This is a genomic window from Bacteroidota bacterium (assembly GCA_034439655.1).
Classification (GTDB): Bacteria; Bacteroidota; Bacteroidia; order UKL13-3; family UKL13-3; genus CANJUD01.
Window position 1 is genome coordinate 1 of sequence record JAWXAU010000111.1, and the last position, 21427, is coordinate 21427.

Annotated in this window: 20 protein-coding genes; 7 read left to right on the forward strand and 13 right to left on the reverse strand. The window is 38.6% G+C overall.

Annotation, left to right across the window (positions count from 1 at the left end; translation table 11 throughout):
- A partial coding sequence (locus tag SGJ10_07730; GenBank protein MDZ4758010.1) for a hypothetical protein occupies window positions 1-1350 on the reverse strand: 1350 nt, incomplete at its 3' end.
- Between the two features lie 560 nt (window positions 1351-1910).
- Between SGJ10_07730 and SGJ10_07735 the strand changes: the two genes are divergently transcribed.
- From SGJ10_07735 to ung, 3 genes are all read left to right on the forward strand, one after another.
- Window positions 1911-3626, forward strand: coding sequence for an ice-binding family protein (locus SGJ10_07735; protein MDZ4758011.1), 1716 nt, complete (start codon window positions 1911-1913; stop codon window positions 3624-3626).
- Window positions 3627-3853: 227 nt separating this feature from the next.
- Window positions 3854-4153, forward strand: a complete 300-nt coding sequence (locus SGJ10_07740) for a DUF4286 family protein (protein MDZ4758012.1) — start codon at window positions 3854-3856, stop codon at window positions 4151-4153.
- Window position 4154: 1 nt separating this feature from the next.
- Window positions 4155-4832: a uracil-DNA glycosylase gene (gene ung / locus SGJ10_07745; GenBank protein MDZ4758013.1), complete on the forward strand. Its 678-nt coding sequence runs from the start codon at window positions 4155-4157 to the stop codon at window positions 4830-4832.
- A 54-nt stretch (window positions 4833-4886) separates the two neighbouring features.
- Here ung and SGJ10_07750 read toward each other — a convergent pair whose 3' ends face one another.
- Window positions 4887-6635 carry a tetratricopeptide repeat protein gene (locus tag SGJ10_07750; protein ID MDZ4758014.1) on the reverse strand — a complete coding sequence of 583 codons (1749 nt, stop codon included), beginning with the start codon at window positions 6633-6635 and terminating at the stop codon, window positions 4887-4889.
- Between the two features lie 412 nt (window positions 6636-7047).
- Between SGJ10_07750 and SGJ10_07755 the strand changes: the two genes are divergently transcribed.
- Window positions 7048-7716, forward strand: coding sequence for an ATP-binding cassette domain-containing protein (locus tag SGJ10_07755; GenBank protein ID MDZ4758015.1), 669 nt, complete (start codon window positions 7048-7050; stop codon window positions 7714-7716).
- Here the strand turns inward: SGJ10_07755 and SGJ10_07760 are convergent.
- From SGJ10_07760 to plsY, 5 genes are all read right to left on the reverse strand, one after another.
- Entirely contained in the window at window positions 7713-8459 is a 747-nt protein-coding gene (locus SGJ10_07760; protein MDZ4758016.1) for a geranylgeranylglyceryl/heptaprenylglyceryl phosphate synthase, read from the reverse strand. The genes SGJ10_07755 and SGJ10_07760 overlap by 4 nt on opposite strands.
- Window positions 8460-8502: 43 nt before the next feature.
- On the reverse strand, window positions 8503-8793 hold the full coding sequence (locus SGJ10_07765) for a hypothetical protein (GenBank protein ID MDZ4758017.1): 291 nt from the start codon (window positions 8791-8793) through the stop codon (window positions 8503-8505).
- Between the two features lie 102 nt (window positions 8794-8895).
- A complete protein-coding gene (locus SGJ10_07770; protein MDZ4758018.1) occupies window positions 8896-9498 on the reverse strand; it encodes an acyltransferase in 603 nt (200 codons plus the stop codon).
- Window positions 9499-9506: 8 nt separating this feature from the next.
- The gene (locus SGJ10_07775; protein MDZ4758019.1) at window positions 9507-9791 is read right to left on the reverse strand and encodes an ATP-dependent Clp protease adaptor ClpS; all 285 of its coding nucleotides are present in this window, start codon (window positions 9789-9791) and stop codon (window positions 9507-9509) included.
- A complete protein-coding gene (gene plsY / locus SGJ10_07780) occupies window positions 9778-10428 on the reverse strand; it encodes a glycerol-3-phosphate 1-O-acyltransferase PlsY (protein MDZ4758020.1) in 651 nt (216 codons plus the stop codon). Before plsY ends, SGJ10_07775 begins: the two co-directional genes overlap by 14 nt.
- Window positions 10429-10563: 135 nt before the next feature.
- Here plsY and SGJ10_07785 point away from each other — a divergent pair, with 135 nt between their 5' ends.
- Window positions 10564-10902, forward strand: coding sequence for a hypothetical protein (locus tag SGJ10_07785; protein ID MDZ4758021.1), 339 nt, complete (start codon window positions 10564-10566; stop codon window positions 10900-10902).
- Window positions 10903-11041: 139 nt separating this feature from the next.
- Window positions 11042-11602, forward strand: coding sequence for a hypothetical protein (locus SGJ10_07790; GenBank protein MDZ4758022.1), 561 nt, complete (start codon window positions 11042-11044; stop codon window positions 11600-11602).
- Between the two features lie 139 nt (window positions 11603-11741).
- On the opposite strand, the gene SGJ10_07795 is transcribed toward SGJ10_07790, so the two are convergent.
- The 5 genes from SGJ10_07795 to SGJ10_07815 form a co-directional block, all read right to left on the reverse strand.
- A complete protein-coding gene (locus SGJ10_07795) occupies window positions 11742-13691 on the reverse strand; it encodes a long-chain fatty acid--CoA ligase (GenBank protein MDZ4758023.1) in 1950 nt (649 codons plus the stop codon).
- Window positions 13692-13774: 83 nt separating this feature from the next.
- Window positions 13775-16600, reverse strand: a complete 2826-nt coding sequence (locus SGJ10_07800; protein ID MDZ4758024.1) for a histidine kinase — start codon at window positions 16598-16600, stop codon at window positions 13775-13777.
- 210 nt (window positions 16601-16810) lie between these two features.
- On the reverse strand, window positions 16811-17512 hold the full coding sequence (locus SGJ10_07805) for a phosphatidate cytidylyltransferase (GenBank protein MDZ4758025.1): 702 nt from the start codon (window positions 17510-17512) through the stop codon (window positions 16811-16813).
- 27 nt (window positions 17513-17539) lie between these two features.
- Window positions 17540-18112: a CDP-alcohol phosphatidyltransferase family protein gene (locus SGJ10_07810; protein ID MDZ4758026.1), complete on the reverse strand. Its 573-nt coding sequence runs from the start codon at window positions 18110-18112 to the stop codon at window positions 17540-17542.
- Window positions 18113-18168: 56 nt separating this feature from the next.
- Window positions 18169-18666: a phosphoribosyltransferase family protein gene (locus tag SGJ10_07815; GenBank protein ID MDZ4758027.1), complete on the reverse strand. Its 498-nt coding sequence runs from the start codon at window positions 18664-18666 to the stop codon at window positions 18169-18171.
- 153 nt (window positions 18667-18819) lie between these two features.
- On the opposite strand from SGJ10_07815, the gene SGJ10_07820 reads away from it, so the two are divergent.
- Window positions 18820-19068, forward strand: a complete 249-nt coding sequence (locus SGJ10_07820) for a type B 50S ribosomal protein L31 (GenBank protein MDZ4758028.1) — start codon at window positions 18820-18822, stop codon at window positions 19066-19068.
- Window positions 19069-19189: 121 nt separating this feature from the next.
- Here the strand turns inward: SGJ10_07820 and SGJ10_07825 are convergent, their stop codons facing one another.
- Window positions 19190-21154, reverse strand: a complete 1965-nt coding sequence (locus SGJ10_07825) for a peptide-N-glycosidase F-related protein (protein ID MDZ4758029.1) — start codon at window positions 21152-21154, stop codon at window positions 19190-19192.
- Window positions 21155-21427: the final 273 nt, after the last annotated feature.

Sequence of the window (21427 nt, forward strand, 5' to 3'; positions counted from 1 at the left end):
ATACATCTGGGTCGATGAGGGTGAGCCAATGCCTGTACCGTTCACCGTATTGTCGCGTAGTCCATTGCCATCGTCATACAAAGTACCACTGATAGTGATTAGCGTGAAAGGCAGGTCTACATAACCGCCGTTCAAACTTGGGAAGCCTGCGTTGTCATAAGGAGTGAACGATATCCTTGAGGTAACAGCACCGTTAACTGGGTCGATGGTGATGCCCTGTGTGGGCTGACCACTGGTGTTCGTTGGTATCTTTATACCTGCTGCAGGAAAGCTACCCGAGGTATAGTTCGTACCGTTGATGGTAATGCTTGTCGCATTGGTTGGGAAAGAGGTGATTTTTATGGTGTCGACCCTGCCTGATGTGTCGAAAGGAGCGAACAGGCTTGCGGCCACGGTCACGCTTGTAGTGCCGCCCGGGTTCACTTGGCTACTAGCTGTGGTAGAGCTCGCGAAAGGTCTCTGCTCGATGCCGAAGTTGGCATTAGTGACATGGGAAAAAGACAAAGTAACCGATAGTTTTCCATCAACCGTCCCGTCAATACCGCTGGTGGTTCCCAAGAACTCACCCGTGTTCACCCAGTTTGCGGGCAGAGAAGTAGCCGGAGCTGCAGAGCCCACGGTACCCTGTGTGCTGCTCAACTGCACTGTGTAAGATGCAGGGTTAAGGCCCGTGAAAGTATACGTGCCGCCGGTTGCTACTGCTACCGTGGCTACAACATTGTTACTTGCGTTCAAAAGATTAGCATATACCTGAGTGGTGCTCGGCCTATTGATGCCAGCTCCATTGACAGTGTTGTCACGAAGTCCGTTCGTGTCGTTGTATACGTTCCCGCTAATCGTATATACGACTGTGCTGCAAGAAGGCATACATAATTGAGCATAGTTTAATTTTTGTCCACCTTTCATCGAAAAAGAATCTTTTACAATCGAATAATTACCATTAACAACAATGAAATAATTTCTTGATTCGTCATCATTGAAATCATAATCAAACTTTAACCCTACCGATCCCGTTGTCGGGTCTTGCGAAATAGACGCCAATGAATAGTAAGACCATGTAGTACTATCATAACCCGACCATACTCCCATCTTTATTGGAGATATGCAGGTATTTAGACCAAATACTACGTGACTAATAGCAGGTTTTTTACCAGATTTTACAGTATAAAAAACTGTAGATACTCCAGCATGTGGATAATTGTATCTAACTCCCCAATACCGAATACTACTATTACCAATAGTAACAGCAGCGGAGTCGCAATCTTGGGTCACGGTTTGTGCTATCATGTCCTTGCCAAATAGCAGGATAAATGAGAGGAGTACTAGGGTTTTAATTTTAAATGACTTCATCGTCTTTTGTAAATTGTTATTTTAAGGGACAGCAAAAATATAGGTAAAATAAGTATATGAAAATCAAATTGGGCAAATTTCTAACAAGTAGCCTGAGATTTCTAATGGGCAGCATAAAATCACTTTGCCAAATTATCTCACATTGAAAAAAATGTGGATAAATGGTTGGAATCACAAACCAGAAAGATGCTGAGTCAAATACGGATGTTGATAATTTAGAATTCTTAGCATCAAATCTTAACCCAAAATATCACCTATTGTCACTCACAATTTCACTTGTAAGAATAACTTACAAAGATTTGATAAAATGATTTTCTTTAATGAAATCTGAAATCTTTAAGATTACCACGGGGTTAAGCTAAAACCTTAGCTGTCCCAAAAAACGGTTTTTCAAGGATTCCCGTATACCGAAACAAAAAGGTTGCACAATATTGTGTAGCTTTTTTTTTATTTTTCTACCGTGATTTATGTAATATATATAAAGAGATGTGTAACATGCAAAATCTTGAACATGCCCAACTTTGTAGCTTAATTACATAAAAATCATTTATACCAAAATCATGACCACAAAGCAAAATAAAAAAACCAGAAAGAGTAATTCCAATTCAGGGTTGCTAAAAGCAAGCGGGCTTCTATTGATACTGCTTACATTTCTTTTATCACAATGTAAAAAAGAACCTGTCAAAGTAATAACAACAACCAAAACCCCAACGGTGCTTCACGCTGACCCCCTAAATGCGGCAAGCAACATAGCAGTAAGCAAAGTGATTAATATTACTTTTAGTGAGGTAATGGATGCTTCAACAATTAACACTACTACTTTTGTGTTGAAACGTGGGGCAACTCAAGTTTTAGGGACTATTACCTATTCAGGCAATACTGCTACTTTTGTGCCCGCAAGCTTTCTCACGGCAAACACTTTATATACAGGAACTATTACCACTGGCTCCAAAAATGCAACAGGTACGGCATTGGCAGCTAACTTTATATGGAGTTTCACAACAGGTAATACTGCAAGTGCGAAGCCTCCCATGGTAATATCAACATACCCTGCACATGGGTCTACCGATATTGTTCTCAATACTAAAATTATCGCTAACTTTAATAACTCAATGAATCCTTCCACAATAAATGCTACCACATTTAGGGTAAAACACGGAAACATCTCCATAGCAGGAATAGTTAGTTACAGTGGCACATCGGCTACTTTTATTCCATATACCAACTTGCCAGCGAATGAAACCTATATTGCCACTGTTACCACTGGGGTGAAGGACATATCGGGCGTGCCACTTCCAAGTTTATATACCTGGAGCTTTACTACAGGAAAAGCATTGGATGTTATTGCCCCAACAGTGACATCAACAGCTCCAAGTAGTGGTGCAGCGGGGGTTGAAATTAGCAAAATAATTTCTGCCAACTTTAGTAAATCTATGGACCCCTTAACCATCAACTCAAATACATTCTTGCTTAAACAGGGAAATAATATTATTCCTGGAGCTATAAGCTATGCTGGTGGTATCGCATATTACAATCCAACAGCTAACCTCACAGCTAACACTACCTATAATGCCACTTTAACAAGTGGCGTAAAGGATGTTGCATCAAATTCACTTGCTAATAATTACAATTGGAGTTTCACAACAGGCACTGTGGCTGGCTTAGCAACTGTAAATCTTAGATCTGCTGGCGACTTTACAATCCTTGCAGGTGCTGGCGTTACCAATATAGGAAATACAATTATTAATGGTGACCTCGGAACTAGCCCAACCGGCACGGTAAACGGTTTTCCACCGGGCAAAGTAAATGGCGATATACATGCAGCCAACCCTACAGCCGACCAAGCTAAATTAGATTTAACAACAGCGTACAATGATGCACAGGGGCGGTCGACAGGGGCGGTTAGCCTACCTGGTGACTTAAGTGGGCTTACCTTATATCCTGGACTTTATTCAAATTCAACTTCTGTTATGTTATCGGCAGGAAATGTTACCTTAGATGCAAAAGGAAACGCAAACGCAATATTTATATTTAAGATGGGTTCTACACTTACAACATCATCGGGCACTAAAGTTATATTGAGCGGTGGTGCACAAGCCAAAAACATTTTTTGGGCGGTTGGTTCTTCTGCAACTTTAGGTACCACATCCATTTTTTATGGTAATATTTTGGCCGACCAATCTATTTCACTAAATACAGGTGCTACACTCACTGGAAGAGCACTAACACGCATAGGTGCCGTTACCCTGCAAGGCAATAAGGTTAATAAACCATAAAAGCATAAGAGCAAACAAAAAGTTTAAAACCGTCTTGAAAATAAAATTTCAAGACGGTTTTTTTGCTTGCATCTCTCTGCCGCTTGCTGCTTATTAATAGACAAATCAGTCCCCTATATCGGCGTAGTGCAAATTATATATTTGTGTCAAATAACTTCGTCAAAAACACATTTTCATAAAAACGAATTTTTTGTGCGTAGGGTGAGTAATTCATATAATTTTGCTGCATGATACTTTACAATGTTTCCATAAAAATAGATATCGATATCCATGACGAATGGTTCGACTGGATGAAAGAAATACATTTACCTGCCGTGATGGGTACGGGCTGTTTCCTCGACCATAAAATGTACCGTTTGTTTGTTGATGAAAGTGATGGTATTACCTATGTAGTGCAGTATTATTGTGTAGATATGCCGACTCTAAAACATTATCAGGGTGAATATGGCCCTGGGCTGCGGCACGAAACGCAAAGGCTTTTTGGCGATAAGCAAGTGTCCTTCCGCACCACTATGGAACTTGTATAAAATGGCTAAAATACCGTTAGAAGAAAGCTGGAAAAAACTACTCATCGGGGAGTTTGACAAACCATATTTTCAACAAATAAAAAATATATTATTGACAGAAAAACAGGGAGGGAAAACAATCTACCCTCGTTCAAATCAAATATTTTCAGCTTTTGAAAATACACCAATTCATAATATTAAAGTAGTCATTATTGGGCAAGATCCATATCATGGAGTTGGGCAGGCAAATGGCTTATGTTTTTCGGTAAGCAATGGAATTGCACCACCTCCATCATTGGTCAATATTTATAAAGAAATTGAGAGCGATTTGGGGATTGCAATCAATAGGAATAATGGAAATTTAAGTTCTTGGGCCAAGCAAGGTGTTTTTCTTCTCAATTCAATACTAAGTGTTAAGGCAAATGAGCCTGCTTCTCATTCACAAATTGGATGGCAAACCTTTACTGATAAAGTAATTGAAACAATTTCAACCACAAATGAAAACGTAGTATTTATGCTGTGGGGTAAGTTTGCCCAAAGCAAAGAGCTACTAATTGACAAGAAAAAACATTTGGTTTTGAAAGCAGCTCACCCTTCCCCATTCTCTGCATACAATGGATTTATGGGCTGTAAGCATTTCAGCCAAGCAAATACCTATTTGGCTATAAATAGGCCGCCTGCAATTGACTGGCATATATAATAAAAAAAGCCAGATTTTGCAATCTGGCTTTTTTATATGGGGTAATTGCAATAATTACTTATTCATTAGTTTTTGGAATTCAGGTCTGCTTCTATAAGCTTCAAATTCTTTATCTTCAGACGCTTTAGCTCTCATTTTAGAATCAATAGAAATTGCTTTGGCTAGATTGGTAGTTAATTCATCCAGTTTATTGGCACGTGCAGCAATAACAGCTTTCAAATAATAGGTAGGGGCTGTTTTAGATTTTGGCTCCATACAGTCTACTGATTTCTGTGCATTATCATACTCACCATTCATGGTATAGCTAAGAGCCATATTGTATTGACAAGTTTTATCAGCGGTTTTGAAATTTGAGATAGCCTCTGTATAGTTTCCTCTTACCATGCTTAAAATCCCCATGTTTTGTCCTGTATTGATACCACGGGCTTTAGCTTGTCTGTAATTTTCTTCGGCTTTGTCGTACTGTCTCATATTGCGGTTACAAATACCTAAGTTATTGTAAACCTCTCCATGTTCCTTGCTCAACGAAAGTGCTTTGTCTAATTGTTGTTTTGCATCGGCATACTTCCGTTGCATAATTAATATAGCACCTAAGTTATTATATCCTGCCCAGTCATCAGGCCATTTGTTGATATAAAAGCGATATGCTTTTTCCTTTTGCTTCATGTCCTCAATCTGGTAACCATAACGAAGCACTTCGCTTGAATTTAAGCTATCGAAATTTTGATTTTCGGATTTGTCTTTGATTTCGGCCCATGAACGGACACCTTTTTCACCCGTTACAGTTACTTCTGAACGACGAAGACGCGGCATGATATTATCTAAAATGTAGCGGTATGAAGTCCAATGTTGTTTGTTTTTATTTGGGTAAGTTACACCTGGGCCTTTACCTCTATCAAACTCTTCACGCATTTTACGCTCTTTTACATCAGGCATATCAGAAGAATTGATAATATCCAAGAAAAATTGTTTGTCTTTCAAAGTAGACGCTTCCAAAGCTTCCTTCAAGCCATCCATTTCCTCAGTGGTTTTAATGCGTGTAGAAAATAACGAATCACTCACTTCAGCATAACCAAGTCGCTTTAATTCTTTTCTCACAAAATTATAGATGGTGATATCACGGTTACGTGCCAATAAAGTATTACGCTTATAAGTACCGTCAGGCGATGCTGATGAATTAAGTGTTAATCCTGTCAAGGCAAATGAAGTCTTATCGGCAAGGTAAGATACAAATTGCTTAAGTTCACTAGGGTTACTAATTTTTGGCCCGCCCAAAATAAATTTTGGTTTAAAGTCCCAAGTGTCAACTATGTAGTAAATAGTTGCTTTTCTTTTCATTTCTGGTCCATGGTTAGTGGCAGTAGGTATTGATACCTCTTCTTCAGTATTGAAACTGTCGGCAATGTATTTAATACCCCAAGTAAGTGTGCATTTGGGCAATTCTAAACATTTGTCCAAGACATCTTCATAATTTTTAACCTTTAAGTTGGGTATGACAACCAAAGTACAATTTCTCATAATTGGCTCATACAAAACCTTGGTCTTGTAAGTAAAGGTAGCCCCTTTATCATCGATAGTAATATCAGCATTTTCTTTAGCACTAGGTCCACGAACCACATACGTTTGTAACACTTTTTCCTCGTTGTTTCCGTACATCAATACGGGTTCGAATTTAATAACTCCCTTTTTGTAAACAGAACCGGGGGGCATCTTACAGGTGAAACCTACTTCAAAGCTGTCTCCCCTTACTTCCATTACTTCAGGAGCAGGTTTGAAATTCTCGCATTTAATTTTCTTGCTCATCTTCTTAATTGGGTCACATGCAGTGACTAATAAAGAGGCGGCTAAAGTTCCGAATAGAATTTTGTTGTTGAAAAACTTCATAATTAGTATATTTGTTGGCAGTTTGATTGTCGTTAAAACAATTTCGGCAAAAGTAGAGCAGATTTTCTAATCATAAAAACTTTTTTTAATTTTTTATCAATGTACTATCTATTAAAGGTAAAAGGGAAGGGTAAAATCCCCGACTATATTCAGCTTAGGGACCAAAGTTTCACCTTAATTGCATATTTTAGAATTGACCGGCCAGAGAGAGCCCTAGACAAATGCGGACTTCAGAAATTTACTGACAAAATCATAGAAATTGCCCACCAGTTGCCCTTTGGAAAAGTAGAGTCCATAAATTTGCACACTTAAAAATTATTTAACATTAAATATGGTCGTTTCTTTGCTGGATGTTTCAATTTTTCAAGGGAAAAACTTGGTTTTAGACCAAGTAAATCTAGAAATAATGCCTGGAACTTTTAATTATTTGGTAGGTAAAACTGGTAGCGGTAAAAGCAGTTTACTCAAAACGCTTTATGCGGCATTGCCTGTATCAAGCGGTAAAGTTTCTGTTGCGGGCTTTGAGATGGGTAGCTTGAATGATTCAGAAATCCCTTATTTAAGGAGAAAGTTAGGTATCGTGTTTCAAGATTTTCAATTATTAACCGATAGAACTGTATTCGACAATCTTGAATTTGTTTTGCAAGCCACGGGATGGACTGACAAACAAGTAATTAAAAACAGAACTCGAGAAGTGCTTGACTTGGTGGGTCTGGGTACCAAATATTACAAGATGCCGCATGAGCTATCTGGCGGTGAGCAGCAAAGGGTGGTAATAGCCCGTGCCCTTTTGAACAAACCCGAATTGATTTTGGCTGACGAGCCCACTGCAAACCTAGACCCCGAGATGGCAGACGAGATTATGAAACTGCTGCACGATATTAGTGATGAAGGTACAGCGGTATTGCTTGCCACGCACGATTATAGAATAGTGCAAAAATTTAATGGCCAAATTTTTAAATGTGAAGATTCGAGGCTTATTGAAGTTGAACACCTCTAGTTTTTAACGAGGCTGCGGTTTATCAATTGCTTTATTTCAGAAATCTCCACCAACACATTTGGATTCTGTTCGGCAACCGTGCCCACCACTATGCAATCGGCACCTGCCTCAAAAGCTATTTGTGCTTGGTCGGAGGTTCTAATTCCACCTCCTATTATTAAAGGTATCTCTATAGCCGATTTAACTTGTTGAATCATTTGGGCTGAAATTGGATTAACCGCTCCGCTACCTGCATCCATATATATTAATTGCATACCGAGCATTTCGCCCGCCATTGCCGTAACCATAGCTATATCAGATTTGGTGGCGGGTATGGGGTGGCTATTGCTCATGTATTGCACCGAGGTTCCATTCGCCCCTACCAACATATAGCCTGTGGGAATACAATTAATGCCCGATTGCTTTATGGCAGGTGCAGCAACCACATGATGACCGATTAAAAATTCAGCGTTCCTGCCCGAGATAAGCGAAAGAAATAAAATTGCATCAGCTTGCGGAATCACTTGCATACTGTTTCCTGGAAATATCACAACTGGAATATCGGTAACACTTTTTAAGTGCCCAATACAACTTTCCATATTTCCATTCACAAGTAAACTGCCTCCCACCAATATTAAATCAACTTGACTTTGATTGGCATGCAAAGCCAACACATCCAACTGTCTCGGTGCTGCCTTATCAGGGTCTACAAGCAGAGCAACTTGCTTTCGTTCCTGGCTAAAAATAGTTTGTTGCTTACGCATTTGTTGCTGCAAAAATAGGCCGCCTTTTTGAAAAAACTTGAGGTTAATTGGCTTGGACCAATCCGTCCACAAATTCTGTTAAACTTCCTACGGTAGCAAAAGGTGAGTGTTTCATGCTTAATACTTTCTCATCAGCAATGGTTATTGATACGTCTAGCTCCATTTCTATCATTTCTTCCAAATCTACAATAAGTCTTACCAAAGCTAAGGAATTAATACCACCTCGCTCACCATATATTAAAGTATCGGCTTGCATTTCGTTTGTCGGCATTTGGTATTCACTAAAAATTTGTGAAACGGCTTTCAATACTATATCTCCCACGTTGCATTGCATATTCGGCTACAAAATTAAAGACTTTGGGTTCTTATAAAAATGATAAATGGCAGTTTTGTTATGGGTGGCTGGTGTGAACATATAACCACGGGCAGTTTCTGATTATTCTTTTTTATCAAAGCCTAAACGAGGAATTGCCCTTGCAGGATTACCCACCAAAGTAGTATTGTTTGGGTATTTGCCTTTAACCACAGCACCAGCACCTACTATGCAATTATCGCCCAATTCGGTACCCCCGAGTATAATAGCTCCGCCTGCAATTAAACAGCACTGTCCTATAATAACTTCCTCAAATACATGTGTGTGTTGTGAGGTTGCTACATCTGGGTTTATATGTGGGTCTTCGTGCATGGCGGTTATCATACAGCCAATGCCTACCCTGCTGCGTTTACCTATTTTTATTATACCCCCACCTGCGTATAACATGGTACCGTGGGCTATAATTATTTCATCTTCTAATATAATGGAACCATCGTGCCCGTATTGCTCAATACCGCCTGCATTTAGGTAAGTATGTTTATCTATTTTGCACCCCAGGCCCAAGTTTATGTTTTGCACGCCCACCAATTTAATGTCATTAGCAATTCGGCACGATTGGCTTTTGGCAATGAGTTGTTGTACCAATAAATATTGGTCGTAACCATTGCGAAGCCTTAGGAAAATAAATTGGTAAAAGGAAGGACTAAAAAGGTATTTCAGTTTCATGCAATATATTAAGCTTCTACTGCTTCCTCCAAAGTGGCCGAGAGGCCGCTATCGCAAAGTGCGGTTGCTATGCTTTGCATCTTTTCTATATCGCCACTTTTTACTGATGTTTTGCCTTTGTGGTGGATAATCCAAGCACATTGCTCGGCTTGAATTGGCGTGTGTTGGCAAACATCAACCAAGCATTCAATCACCCATTGAAACGTGTTCACATCGTCGTTGTGCACCACTACGTTCCAACCCAAGTCGGTCATAGTGAGCATTTCATATTGTTCTAGGTTATCGTATTGCATTGCGGTTTCTTCTTTTACGGTAAATATTGGCTTTGCTTTCGTTACCCAAAAGTAAGCGTTTGATGTTTTTTTGATGGGTGAAAAGTACCAATACTGCGGCACATATACCGAAGGCTATAAAGTATGGATTGTCTTTTTGGAATACCACAATAGTGAGTATAGGAAAGGAGATTGCGGCAGTAATGCTGCTCAAGGATACATACCTTGTTGACAAAAGTATGGTAAGGAATACAGCAGCACAAGCCAATGCCGGCAAATAATGTATGGCTACTATCACACCGAACAAAGTAGCAATGCCTTTTCCCCCGCGGAAATTGGCAAATATCGGATACAAATGCCCTAGCACGGCCAATCCTCCATATATAAGTTTCAGATTGACCCAATGAAACGAATCGACCCAAGTGATTTCATGCTGCAAATAAACCAAGCCTGCAGCGGCACAACCTTTAAGCATATCAATAAGCAATACTACTATGCCAGGCCCTGTGCCCAATACCCTAAAAGTGTTTGTAGCCCCGGCATTGCCGCTACCATATTCACGAATATCAATCTCGTAGAAGCCCTTGGCCACCCACACCGCAGTGGGTATAGACCCAATGAGGTACGCAAATACTCCGAATAGAATTAGTTCCAGCATTCACTGCAAAGTTAAGGCAAAATAAAATGAGAAAAGCTAAACAAATTATCTACTTGTTAAGGGAAAGTTTTGGGGGTGTTAAGAAATTTGGGAATGAGTTAGCTTAAGTGCCTATCAGTCTGAATCACTTTCGCCGTGACGAAAGGCGAATTGGCGGATTTCACAGATATGGACAGTCATGTAATCCGTGCCATCAGCGTAATCCTTCAAATCTGTGGTTCAGACAATGGTATTAATTTTCGCAATTCCTTATTAAGTTTGCCCAATGAACTAACTTCCTTTTTTGTTATTGTTTTTTGGGGGGGGGTGCAGGTGGCTTTCGCTCAAGGGAAGAAGCATAAGAACGATGTGGAGCACTATAAACTTAAAGGTAAAATTAAAAGTTTCAGGGAAACAATTTATTATACCGAAAACGATACAGGTATCAAACAGGAATGGACAAGCACTAGAATATATACTTATAATACAAAATGATTAAGAACGGGTGAAACAGGTATACGATACGATGGCGTTACAATATATAGGGTTGTCTTAATTTATGATAGCTTTGATAATTGGATTGGAAAGCAGCAGTATGATTCATTGGGCAATTTAGAATCTTAATTTAAAAGTTGTGATTACTGATAGTGGATTGAAGACAATTTGGAATTATTACACACCTAAGGATAGTGTATATAGGAAAGAAATAAGTACTTATGATTTTCGTGGTAACGAAACGGGTTGGTATTGTTATAATAAATCAGGATATTTAGTTGTAAGTGATAGATACCAATATGATTACAAAGAGAGGCTTATTGTCAAATGGGGGTATGATACAGACACTAACAGTTTCCATAAGGACACATACAAATATGATACATTTAACAACATAATTGAAGAATGTTTATTCAAGAATAAAGTTTTGTTAGGAAAGCATAGCTATGAATATGATAAATTGAATAGACTTGTTGAATCATTCTCTGCTTATAAAGACAGTAATAGTAATTATAAAATTACCAATACTTATGATGATAATAGTAACTTAATCTGGGGAGATGGGTATCAGTTTTCGAATGCAAAAACAAGCATTTACAAATACAAATATGATAAATTTGGTAATTTAATAAACACCACTACTTTTGTAAATGGGAATAAATATTCTATTATAGAACGTACCATAGAATACTACGAATAAAATCCTCTTTTTTCTGAATCAGGTTCGCCACGGCGAAAGGCGGATTAAATGATTTCACAGATTTTATATTGCCAAGAGATGCCGAAATATACGCCGTGGCGAACGGCATGACGCTAACACTGCAATTCGTCACTCGTAATTACTCCTCCTCCACATCATCTTTATACATTGCATCAATCTCCTCGGCAAATTTCTTCTCCACTACTTTGCGTTTCACACTCATTTTGGGAGTCATCTCGCCATCGTCTATACTAAAGGGGTTGCGTTTGACGATGAAGTTTTTAATGCGTTCGAACTTGGCTAAGCCCACCGCATATTTATTGGTTTCGGCTTTTATCCAGTTTAGTATTTCGGGTTCGGTAATCCATTTGTCGTCGTTGGTAAAGTAGGCTTCGTCTTTGCCAAAGGCTTCTTTCAGTTCGTCTTTGCTGGGTATAATAATAGCTGTGAGGTAATCGCGTTTGTCGCCAATAATAAATATTTGCTCTATGCGACGGCTTTGCAAGTAAGCATTCTCTACTTGGGTAGGGAATATGTTTTTACCAAATGAGTTTACGATAATGTTTTTGAGTCGGTCGGTAATTTTAAGATTGCCCCACTGGAACTTGCCTATATCGCCTGTGTGAAACCAGCCATCTTTGTCAATCACTTTTGCAGTTTCTTCGGGTTGGTTCCAGTAACCTTTCATTAGGTTAGGGCCACGCATCAGTATTTCACCTTCGGGGCTTTCATATTCAGGGCGAAAACTATCATAAGTTTGTAAGGTATACATCTCGCCTGTATCGGGGTTTTGGATGGCTACTTCTTGGCCTGGGCCTACTCTGCCCACCGTGCCAATAATCTGTCTTTCATATTCGTTAACGGCTATAAACGGCGATGTTTCTGTAAGACCAAAACCTTCTAATATTTTAATTCCGATAGCTGCAAAAAACTCAGCCACATGCACGGGCAGTGCGGCCCCGCCCGATACAATAAATTTGATGCGACCACCTAATCTTTGTTTTATTTTATTAAATACCAATCGCTCTGCAATGGCAAGTTGCATGGATAAAAGTATACCCGGTTTTTTTCCTTGAATGTGTAAATGGTATCGTGCTTTGCCTTTTGTTATAGCCCAATTAAATATTTTTGCCTTGAGCCCGCCTTCTCTTTCTATAGTTTTCTTTACTTTTTCTTCCACCTTCTCCATCAGTCGGGGTACGGTGGCTATAATAGTGGGGTGTACTTCTGCAATATTGGTGGCTATTTTTTCTATGCTTTCCGCAAACGCAACTTGTGCTCCTTTGTACATTCCTATATAATAGGTAACACACCTTTCATACACATGGCATAGCGGCAAGAAAGAAAGAAATTTCTCTCCCTCATCAAAAGCCGACATAAGTTTGAGTCCACTTTGGGCATTATGAATAAAATTTCCGTGTGTGAGCATAGCTCCTTTGGGATTGCCAGTGGTGCCTGATGTATATATGAGTGTGGCCAAATCTTCGAGACCTACCCTATTATATAGTTCTTCTATTTTTTCTTTGTATTGTGGATATAATATATTGCCTTGGGCGGTAAAATCTTTCCAACTAATCACACGAGCATCGTCCCATATTTTTTTAGGATCATCGAATAAAGTGATTACCAGTTTTAATATATTGATGGTAGGTGACATCTTCGCTACTTTCTTCAACAGAAACGGACTTCCCACAAATATTATTTGAGCCCCCGAATCATTATATACAAATGCGGCTTCATGTTCAGCAAGGGTGGGATAGATAGACGCATTCACCAATCCTATTTGTTGCAAACCTTGGTCAATCATAAAATACTCGGGGCAATTCTCCATAAAGAAAGCAACTCTATCTCCTTTCTGCATTCCATGTACCAGCATTTGTGCCGACACTGCGTTTAATTTTTCTTCAACAGCCGCATAAGTTATTGGTTTAAATTCATCTTGCTCTTTGCGAAACATATAAGGGTGCTGTGGATTATGGATATGATAAGCCGCATTGCGAAATAAATGGTGCAGGTTTTTGAAGGGTACTTTTTGTTGCATGGTTGCCGTTATTTTTTGGGGCAAATTTGAATGTGCAAAGTGCATCATTTTTCTCAGAATTTGCAAATTAGATTTTTCTTTTTTGCAAAAAATGCGAAAGCCACAGTTCTAAAATTAACATATTAGAGAAATTATTGTTCAAGGGTTAAGGGTATATGTAATATTACTATAGTGCCTGTTGAAAGATTATTTAAGTTACTTTTGTCTATTATTTCTATCGTCCCTTTACTGCCATCGGATGTTGTCATTAACTCAAGTCGGTTAGCAGCCACTTGCATGGCAGTGTGGGTATATCTCGGCGGTTTTTCTCTTTGCCTGGTTGTGTCAATACCTAAGCCGTTGTCCTCAATTTTGCAATGTATAAAGTTCTTATCTATATCTATTGTAACTTGCATGGTGGGTGCTATATAGTCTATTTCAAATGCATGCTTAAAAGCATTCTCCAACATGGGTTGCAGCAACATGGGAGGGAGCTGAATTTGCTTTGCATCATAACCTATAGGCGGTTTTATATCATATTCAAAATGGCTATCGAAACGCACTTTTTCCATATCCATATACCTTTTAATAAACACAAGTTCGTCGGCTAACTTTATATAATTTTGTTTAGCCTGTTTTAATACCTGCTCCATCAATAATGAAAACTCCTTAAGATAGTCCATTCCCTTCTCTTCGCCCTGGTTTTCTATATAATGTTGCAAGGTTTTTAGCGAGTTAAAAATAAAATGAGGATTCAATTGGCTGCTCAGTGCTTGTGCTTCGAGGTTAGCCACTAACCGCAGTTGCTCTAATTTATTTGCTTCTTTTTTTCTGATAGCTTTGGTGCGACGATCCAAATAATACCATATACCTGCAATAAATATCAAAACAAGAATTGCCTTAAACCATATTGCTTGATAAAACAAAGGTGTAACAATAATTTGTAACAATGCTGCGTTACTCCATCCACTATTGGGTTTCATGGCTCTTACTAAAAGGGTGTAATTGCCAGGTTGCAAATCGAAAAAAGTTAGTTCTTTGGCATTGGTTTGCACCCAGGTGGAATCTTTTGAAAACCTATAAGAATACAATACCTCTTGGGGAGATATATAGGATATTCCAGCATATAATATTCTAACAAAGCCATTGAAATATTGATATGATATTTCTTCGGGGTCATTATATACTTTTTCGGCACCTACAAGCACTTTGGTATAATGAATCTGTGGTGGCAGGTCGGTTGAAACAAAATTTTGTGGGAATACACTTATGCCTAATGCCGTACCTATATATGCCTTACCATCGGAAAATACAATATCCTTTATATCATTATTCAATAATCCATCTTGAATCGTTATACGTCTCAATATATTTAGCGTAATGCCACTAAATACGGTTATCCCATCGTTAGTTGCTACCCATACTGTATTGTCTGGGCCGGCAGATATATGGTTACAAATTCTTCCGGTTAGCCCGTCTTTTAAATCAAATTTCTTGATGAATATATCATCTTTTAACAAAAAAAGTCCATTGCCATTAGTACCTGCCCATAACACTTTATTGGTATATAATAATGATTTATAACTGTATTGGTTGTTGTCATCTTTTTGCACCAATGTGTCAACTATGCCATGCAATTTCATCAATCCATAAGAGTTGCCAAAGTACAAGTTATTCCCATCGGTAGCGGCAAGTGACACAATCCGACCGCTATTATCTTCCGATTGAAGCATGGTCGCATATCCATTTCCTTTCTTTTTGATAATACGTCCATTTATTGAGAATATAATTTCATCCTTATTGGATCTATCAAACGATTTGAAAGATACCAGTCCTTGTAAATCCACTTTTGAAATGATTGAAGTACTGGTGTTCAATTTATATAATCCTTTATCGGTACCTATCAGATATTCAACATCGCTAAGTTTTCTTAAATCATTAATACGGTTGATTCCATCGTGTGCCAGACTGTATTTTTGAACACTTTTTAAATCTTTAATCACCCTTAAGTCACCATTGTGATATCCCACAAGTATTTCACTTGCATTCCCGGTGGGCTCCATGCAACTAATGCCGCCAGCAGAAAGAATTTCGACATCGTTCAATGAAATAACCTCGCGGGCAAACGAAGGCAACATATATATGCCATTACCATGAGTGGCTATCCATATATTGTTTTCGTGGTCTTTTAATATATGGTTAATGGTTTTATCGGCAAGCAGATTCTGTATTTTCCATAATTTTGAATTTTCGAAATTTTGAACCAATAAAAGTCCTTTCTTTTCTCCACCGAACCACAGATCTTTACCATCAATCATAAATGACTGCATTCTATCGCTATTGGGTATTTCTATATTGTGTTCACGCCCATTCTCTATTTTGAAAAGCTTATACCACTGACAGAGCATATAGGATTCTGTAAGCCCTGATTGTGAATAATGTGAAAACAAGGCAGATAATGACCCAACTTTATTGTTCTGGCCTGGTAAAATTAAGTCTGTGCCTGTATATATATTTTTGCCGTACAATTGTTTTTTGTCTCCAGCAGTAATTGCCTTAAGCTGCAATACCATCAAGGTTTTGGCATACTTGAAAAATACAGGTCGACCCGAAACTGCATCCTTAGATGTTATCAGTTCGCTGGTTTTCTTTCCATCGTAACAAAACACCATTCCACTATTGGTAGAAAACCACATTCTGCCAACCGAATCTTCAGCACAATTGAACAATAGCGAACCGTCTGCATTATACTTTAGGCTTGGGGTGTTATGTTCATTATAAAAACTTCCTTTATAATAATAGCTTAGTTTCCCTGTTAAACTCATGAACCAAATACGACCTTTACTATCTTCATAGCTTTCAAAGTTTTCATTATCGGCAAGGCCATCGTTGGTGGAGTACGATTCAAAATTCTGCCCATCGAAACGGTTAACTCCTGTCTCGGTACAAAACCAAATAAAACCTTTTGAGTCTTGCATAGAATGGTAAACCACCAGGTTTGCCAACCCCATTTGCGAGGTGTAGTGCCGTAATATGGGCTCGCTTGCAAATATAACGGTCAATCGCAGCAGCAATAGAACTGGCAATATTATATGTTTCCCCCACCTCATAATTTCAATTGTCAAAAGTAACAGATAAAGGACAAACTATAAGGCGTTGGGGCCTTTAATTAATAAGAAATTACTTTCTTATTGTGCAAAATTCAATATCCATACTACAACCGATGCCCCTATCACTCCGTCGTAACGGTCGAGGATGCCGCCATGCCCTGGCAATAGGTTGCTATAATCTTTAATGCCACAAACTCTTTTATAATACGAAGCCAATAAATCGCCACTTAATGCAGCAATACTAATAAGCATGGGGGCTATCCAATATATAAATTTTACGAATACTACGTCACCCTGTAAGTAGATTGCCATATTTGCCAGATAACAAAAAACAATGCCTGTAATTAAACCCTCTAAAGTTTTATTGGGACTTAATTGTGATGTTAATTTTCGTCTCCCAAATATTTGCCCGCCCAGTTGCGACATACCATCAAAAACCAACACCAAAGCATATACATATAACATACCCTCACGCAGGTTATTTTCATTCAAATATATATAATTGACGACTACAAAATTTAACGCAAATAGTAGGTATATAATAATGGGTATTAGTTTATTCTTATTATATAATCTTAAATGTTTCAATACTTCAAAAAAGCCTACAAGGGCGATTACCAAAGCCCAATATAAAGCATAACCAAATTCTATTATATATATTGACCCGAAAGCTAGTACCAAATACAATATATATTTTTTGAGCAAAGAGGTATTCCCATTTTGTTTGAAAAATATAATATAAAAAACAGGGAATAAACTTAACCCAAAGAAGATAATCAATATCTGAAAAACTGCATTGTACATGGGCTACACGATTTTTCCATCCTCCTTAAGCATCCAATATATCCCTTTCAAATTAGAACGCATAGCAGGTATAAATAAGGCTATCAAAAACTCTTCAATATATGCTAGACAGCTTATCCAAAACATAAAAATGAAATACGTTTCTATGCTCCACTGCATATAATAAAACAACATGAAAAATCCTTGCACATATCCTGTAACCTTATTGGAGTATAAATGAAAACTAGGAAATTTTCTAAAGCGTGCAAATGATAAAAGCTGCGGCAACAAATACATGCCAATAATAATGATAAAAGAAAAGCTATGGCTACTCACAAAAGCATACTCCAAGGTAATCATACCCCAAAAAGCCATTATATAAGTTCCTATATCAGCTATGGAATCAAGCCTAGCACCAAAATCGGTTTCCCATTTAAAACGACGGGCCAAAAAACCATCTAAAATATCAGTTCCCAAATTGATGAATAACAAAGGAAAAAACCAATCTCTGAAACCATTATATATGGCAAAACTAATAAAAGGCAAAGCCACCAACCTATAAGCCGATAAAATATTAGGTATATGCCTTAATTTCATATTGGTCGTTTTGTACTAATCGTTATCGCATCGTACTTTATTCTTGCTACTTTAAACTATTGCAAAAACACCTCAAACTTTCCATTTTCAAAAGTCACTTCCACATGCTCTTGCATGGTAGTAGCTAGCGACATGCCCACAAAATCGGCATGCATGGGGAAACGCCTGTGGTTGCGGTCTACCAATACCAAAGTACTGATTTGTGGATGTTTGTTTTTAATAAAAGGCGTGAGAGCAAATACCAAAGTCCGGCCCGAGTTAAGCACATCGTCAACCACCACCACAGGGCTATTGCTTAATGTGGCGATATCTTTGTCGAGTATGGTAGTTTCGTTTGATGGCTTCTCTTTGTCAACAGTTATCTTGAGCAATTCTATTTTTATATTGGAAATGGAAGCCAAGTAACTTTCCAACCTTTGTGCTATGGCATAACCACGCTGGGCAATACCTGCCAATAGAATAACGGGTTCTTCGGTGTTCTTTTCGTAAACCTGCCAGGCAAGTCGGTTCAGCTTTTGTTCAACTTGCTGGTGGTGCATAATGGAAGTATTCATTTGCTTAAGGATTATTTTTACGACAAAAATGGAGCATTTAGAGATACGAAGCTAAGAAACTTTTTGCAAGGTTATTGAAAAACTTTCAGAAAAAACTTGGGAATATTTGAGAATATGGCTTACTTTTGCACTCCCAAAAAATTAAACAACGAAATGAAAAAAGGAATTCACCCCGATAATTACAGACTTGTAGTATTTAAAGATATGTCGTGCGATTATTCGTTCATCACCCGCTCAGGTGTTGATACTAAAGAAACTATTAAATGGGAAGACGGCAACGAATACCCTTTGTTCAAATTGGAGATTTCAGACAAGAGTCACCCCTTCTTCACTGGCAAATCGAACTTGATTGACACCGCAGGAAGAATTGATAAATTCCGCAAACGCTACCAAAACAAGTAATCAAGCATTACTTCTAAAAGATATAGCCCTGACCAAAAGTCCGGGCTTTTTGTATTTTAACAATTTAGTGAAGTCGCTGTTTAACTTTCCAAAAGTTTGGAACTTTTGAAAAGTTAAACGATTACTCAACCACTACTTTATAGGTAGTCACAGAACCTTCGTTCTCTATCCTCACAAAATATAATCCCTCGGCCCAACCTTCTGTATTAATGGTTTTTGTGCCTGTGCATGGTGCCGCAGTAATTAACTTTCCAGTAAGGTCGAATACCTGCACTTGTATAGTTTTATTGGCATTTTCCGCATCAATTACAAAATAGTTCTTTGCCGGATTGGGATATAAATAAAAACTCAAATCATTTGCATTTTGCTCCTCTACGGGCAAGCCATAAGTAGTATTAAATCTATATACTATTGCGTTTCCAAAATCGGGATTTATCTTTTTGGTAAAAGTGCCTGACAGGTTTCTTATCCAACAGTAGCCACTGCCAGCAGTTTGCTTATTAGCCCACCAGTCAATGCCATTGCCACCATCATCATGCAATTCAAAACTTATACAACCATCAGGCAAGGTAAAGGTATCTTTATAAAGCGTAGCTGCTGCAAATCCTGATCTGCTAAACAGTACTTTACCATCTCCATCTTTAAAATTGTAAGAATTCTCAGTAGGGCTATTATTCGTTCTTAACCATACTATCAGTTTGTTATCCAGTTTTTGTGTCAATAACAATCCAGAGATTTTGGTATTATTATACATGAGTTCATCGGCCTTGCCATTGGGCTTATCAATGGTTACTTCGAACACGCTGGTTTTGGAAGCACCCACCCAATTGAGCATGGGTAGGCTCACTTTTTGGCTTTCTCCAAATTTAAGCTTCCCGCTCCAATGGTATACTTGCTTTGTATTTCCTATTAACCCATAACTAATTTGCAAGGTGGAAAGATCGTCTTTGCCATAGTTTTTAATTACAATTACGGGATTGGAGCAAATAGGATTGAGCCTGATATAACTGGAGTCTTTGCTAGGGGAGATAATATCTTCTATAGATGCTTCATTGCTGTATTGATAATCGCCATACTGGAACAGCATGGAACTAATGGTGTAGCTTGGCCCCTGGTTGCCGCTAGTGCTATAAGGTTCGAAGTCTATGTCAAAGGCATTTGTATCGACTTTTAAATGCTTACCTACCTCGTACGAGAATTCGCCTACCTTGCTGCCAGGGCACCAGTTAGCCCTATTATATATCCAAGTGCCGCCTTGGGGAAACACTGGGTTCTGCCCGCATTGGTTATTCCATATATGATTGGTAGCTATTTTGACATTGTTTACTTTTACATCGAAAGGCTCATCATAAAACTCGGCTGCATTCAAGCTATTATCGAAGCCATGGCCTGAGGGAACAAAGGTAACTTTGGCTAATTTTGTGGCGGGTAATATGTAGGCTTTCTTTTCGAACATCACATTTTTTTCGAAAGAGGCACTGTTATAACCATAGCTATCACCTCCTTTACCCCACAGGTTTTGCAGGGCCAATACAGGGCGTGACGGAGTGCCTTCAATAAAATAAAAATCTAAAGTAACACTAAATCCACTGCTCCAACCCGAGTAAAAGGCTCTGAGTATGGCCGAGTCGTGGAGGATGGAAGCAAAATCGGTAACATCGTACCAGTGGGGCAATCGCCAGTTATTGGTGTAGCCATTGCTGCCCGCATTCATATAAGTGCCATAAGGGGTGATGACCCTGGCCAGTTCGTATTTTTCAATTACAGGGTAAACGTTCCAAGTGGTATCTTGCAGCAGGGTATCGATGCTGGCAATGTTGGAGTCCAAGACTCCGGTGAGTTGCAGATATTGTATATGGGTGGTGTAGTCCCAACCCGAGCAACCAGTTGATGAGCAGCCCATCGTATATTTCATCATGATTTTGTTCCACGATTTTCCTGTACTGGGAAATGCACCTTTAAAATCGTAATTACCATAAGCGTTCATATCTATTTTGTTATGAAACTGCACATGGGTGGTATCGCCTGGGGCTGCATGAATTATCGCAGTTATAAATAGGAAATATAGGAAGGGGAGAGATTTCATGGGGGCAAAGTTATGAATTTTAGGGGTAAGTAAAAGAGGTAAGTAGCTGACAAATGATTTGAAGAATAAACTCAAGGGGGCTGATTGGGGGCAATCTTTAATTGAGAATTGAGAACTAGCCACGGGCAAATAATATTATAAGGCCTTTTGATATTTGTGATTGAAAACCCTTAGTTTTGACAAAAAATAAATCCTGATAAAAGCAACCTTAAGCACTCACTTATGGTGGTATGAAACAGTTAATGGCTAGGTATAAATAAGTTGGCTGTAAAA

Bases quoted from the DNA above. Each gene is read 5' to 3' on its own strand.
- SGJ10_07770 (MDZ4758018.1), bottom strand. From the start codon at position 9,498: ATGAAACTGAAATACCTTTTTAGTCCTTCCTTTTACCAATTTATTTTC.
- ung (MDZ4758013.1), top strand. From the start codon at position 4,155: ATGGCTAAAATACCGTTAGAAGAAAGCTGGAAAAAACTACTCATCGGG.
- SGJ10_07750 (MDZ4758014.1), bottom strand. From the start codon at position 6,635: ATGAGCAAGAAAATTAAATGCGAGAATTTCAAACCTGCTCCTGAAGTA.
- SGJ10_07820 (MDZ4758028.1), top strand. From the start codon at position 18,820: ATGAAAAAAGGAATTCACCCCGATAATTACAGACTTGTAGTATTTAAA.
- SGJ10_07825 (MDZ4758029.1), bottom strand. From the start codon at position 21,154: ATGAAATCTCTCCCCTTCCTATATTTCCTATTTATAACTGCGATAATT.
- SGJ10_07795 (MDZ4758023.1), bottom strand. From the start codon at position 13,691: ATGATGCACTTTGCACATTCAAATTTGCCCCAAAAAATAACGGCAACC.
- SGJ10_07755 (MDZ4758015.1), top strand. From the start codon at position 7,048: ATGGTCGTTTCTTTGCTGGATGTTTCAATTTTTCAAGGGAAAAACTTG.
- SGJ10_07800 (MDZ4758024.1), bottom strand. From the start codon at position 16,600: ATGCAAGACTCAAAAGGTTTTATTTGGTTTTGTACCGAGACAGGAGTT.
- SGJ10_07775 (MDZ4758019.1), bottom strand. From the start codon at position 9,791: ATGCAATACGATAACCTAGAACAATATGAAATGCTCACTATGACCGAC.
- SGJ10_07760 (MDZ4758016.1), bottom strand. From the start codon at position 8,459: ATGCGTAAGCAACAAACTATTTTTAGCCAGGAACGAAAGCAAGTTGCT.
- SGJ10_07815 (MDZ4758027.1), bottom strand. From the start codon at position 18,666: ATGAATACTTCCATTATGCACCACCAGCAAGTTGAACAAAAGCTGAAC.
- SGJ10_07735 (MDZ4758011.1), top strand. From the start codon at position 1,911: ATGACCACAAAGCAAAATAAAAAAACCAGAAAGAGTAATTCCAATTCA.
- SGJ10_07765 (MDZ4758017.1), bottom strand. From the start codon at position 8,793: ATGCAATGCAACGTGGGAGATATAGTATTGAAAGCCGTTTCACAAATT.
- SGJ10_07810 (MDZ4758026.1), bottom strand. From the start codon at position 18,112: ATGAAATTAAGGCATATACCTAATATTTTATCGGCTTATAGGTTGGTG.
- plsY (MDZ4758020.1), bottom strand. From the start codon at position 10,428: ATGCTGGAACTAATTCTATTCGGAGTATTTGCGTACCTCATTGGGTCT.
- SGJ10_07740 (MDZ4758012.1), top strand. From the start codon at position 3,854: ATGATACTTTACAATGTTTCCATAAAAATAGATATCGATATCCATGAC.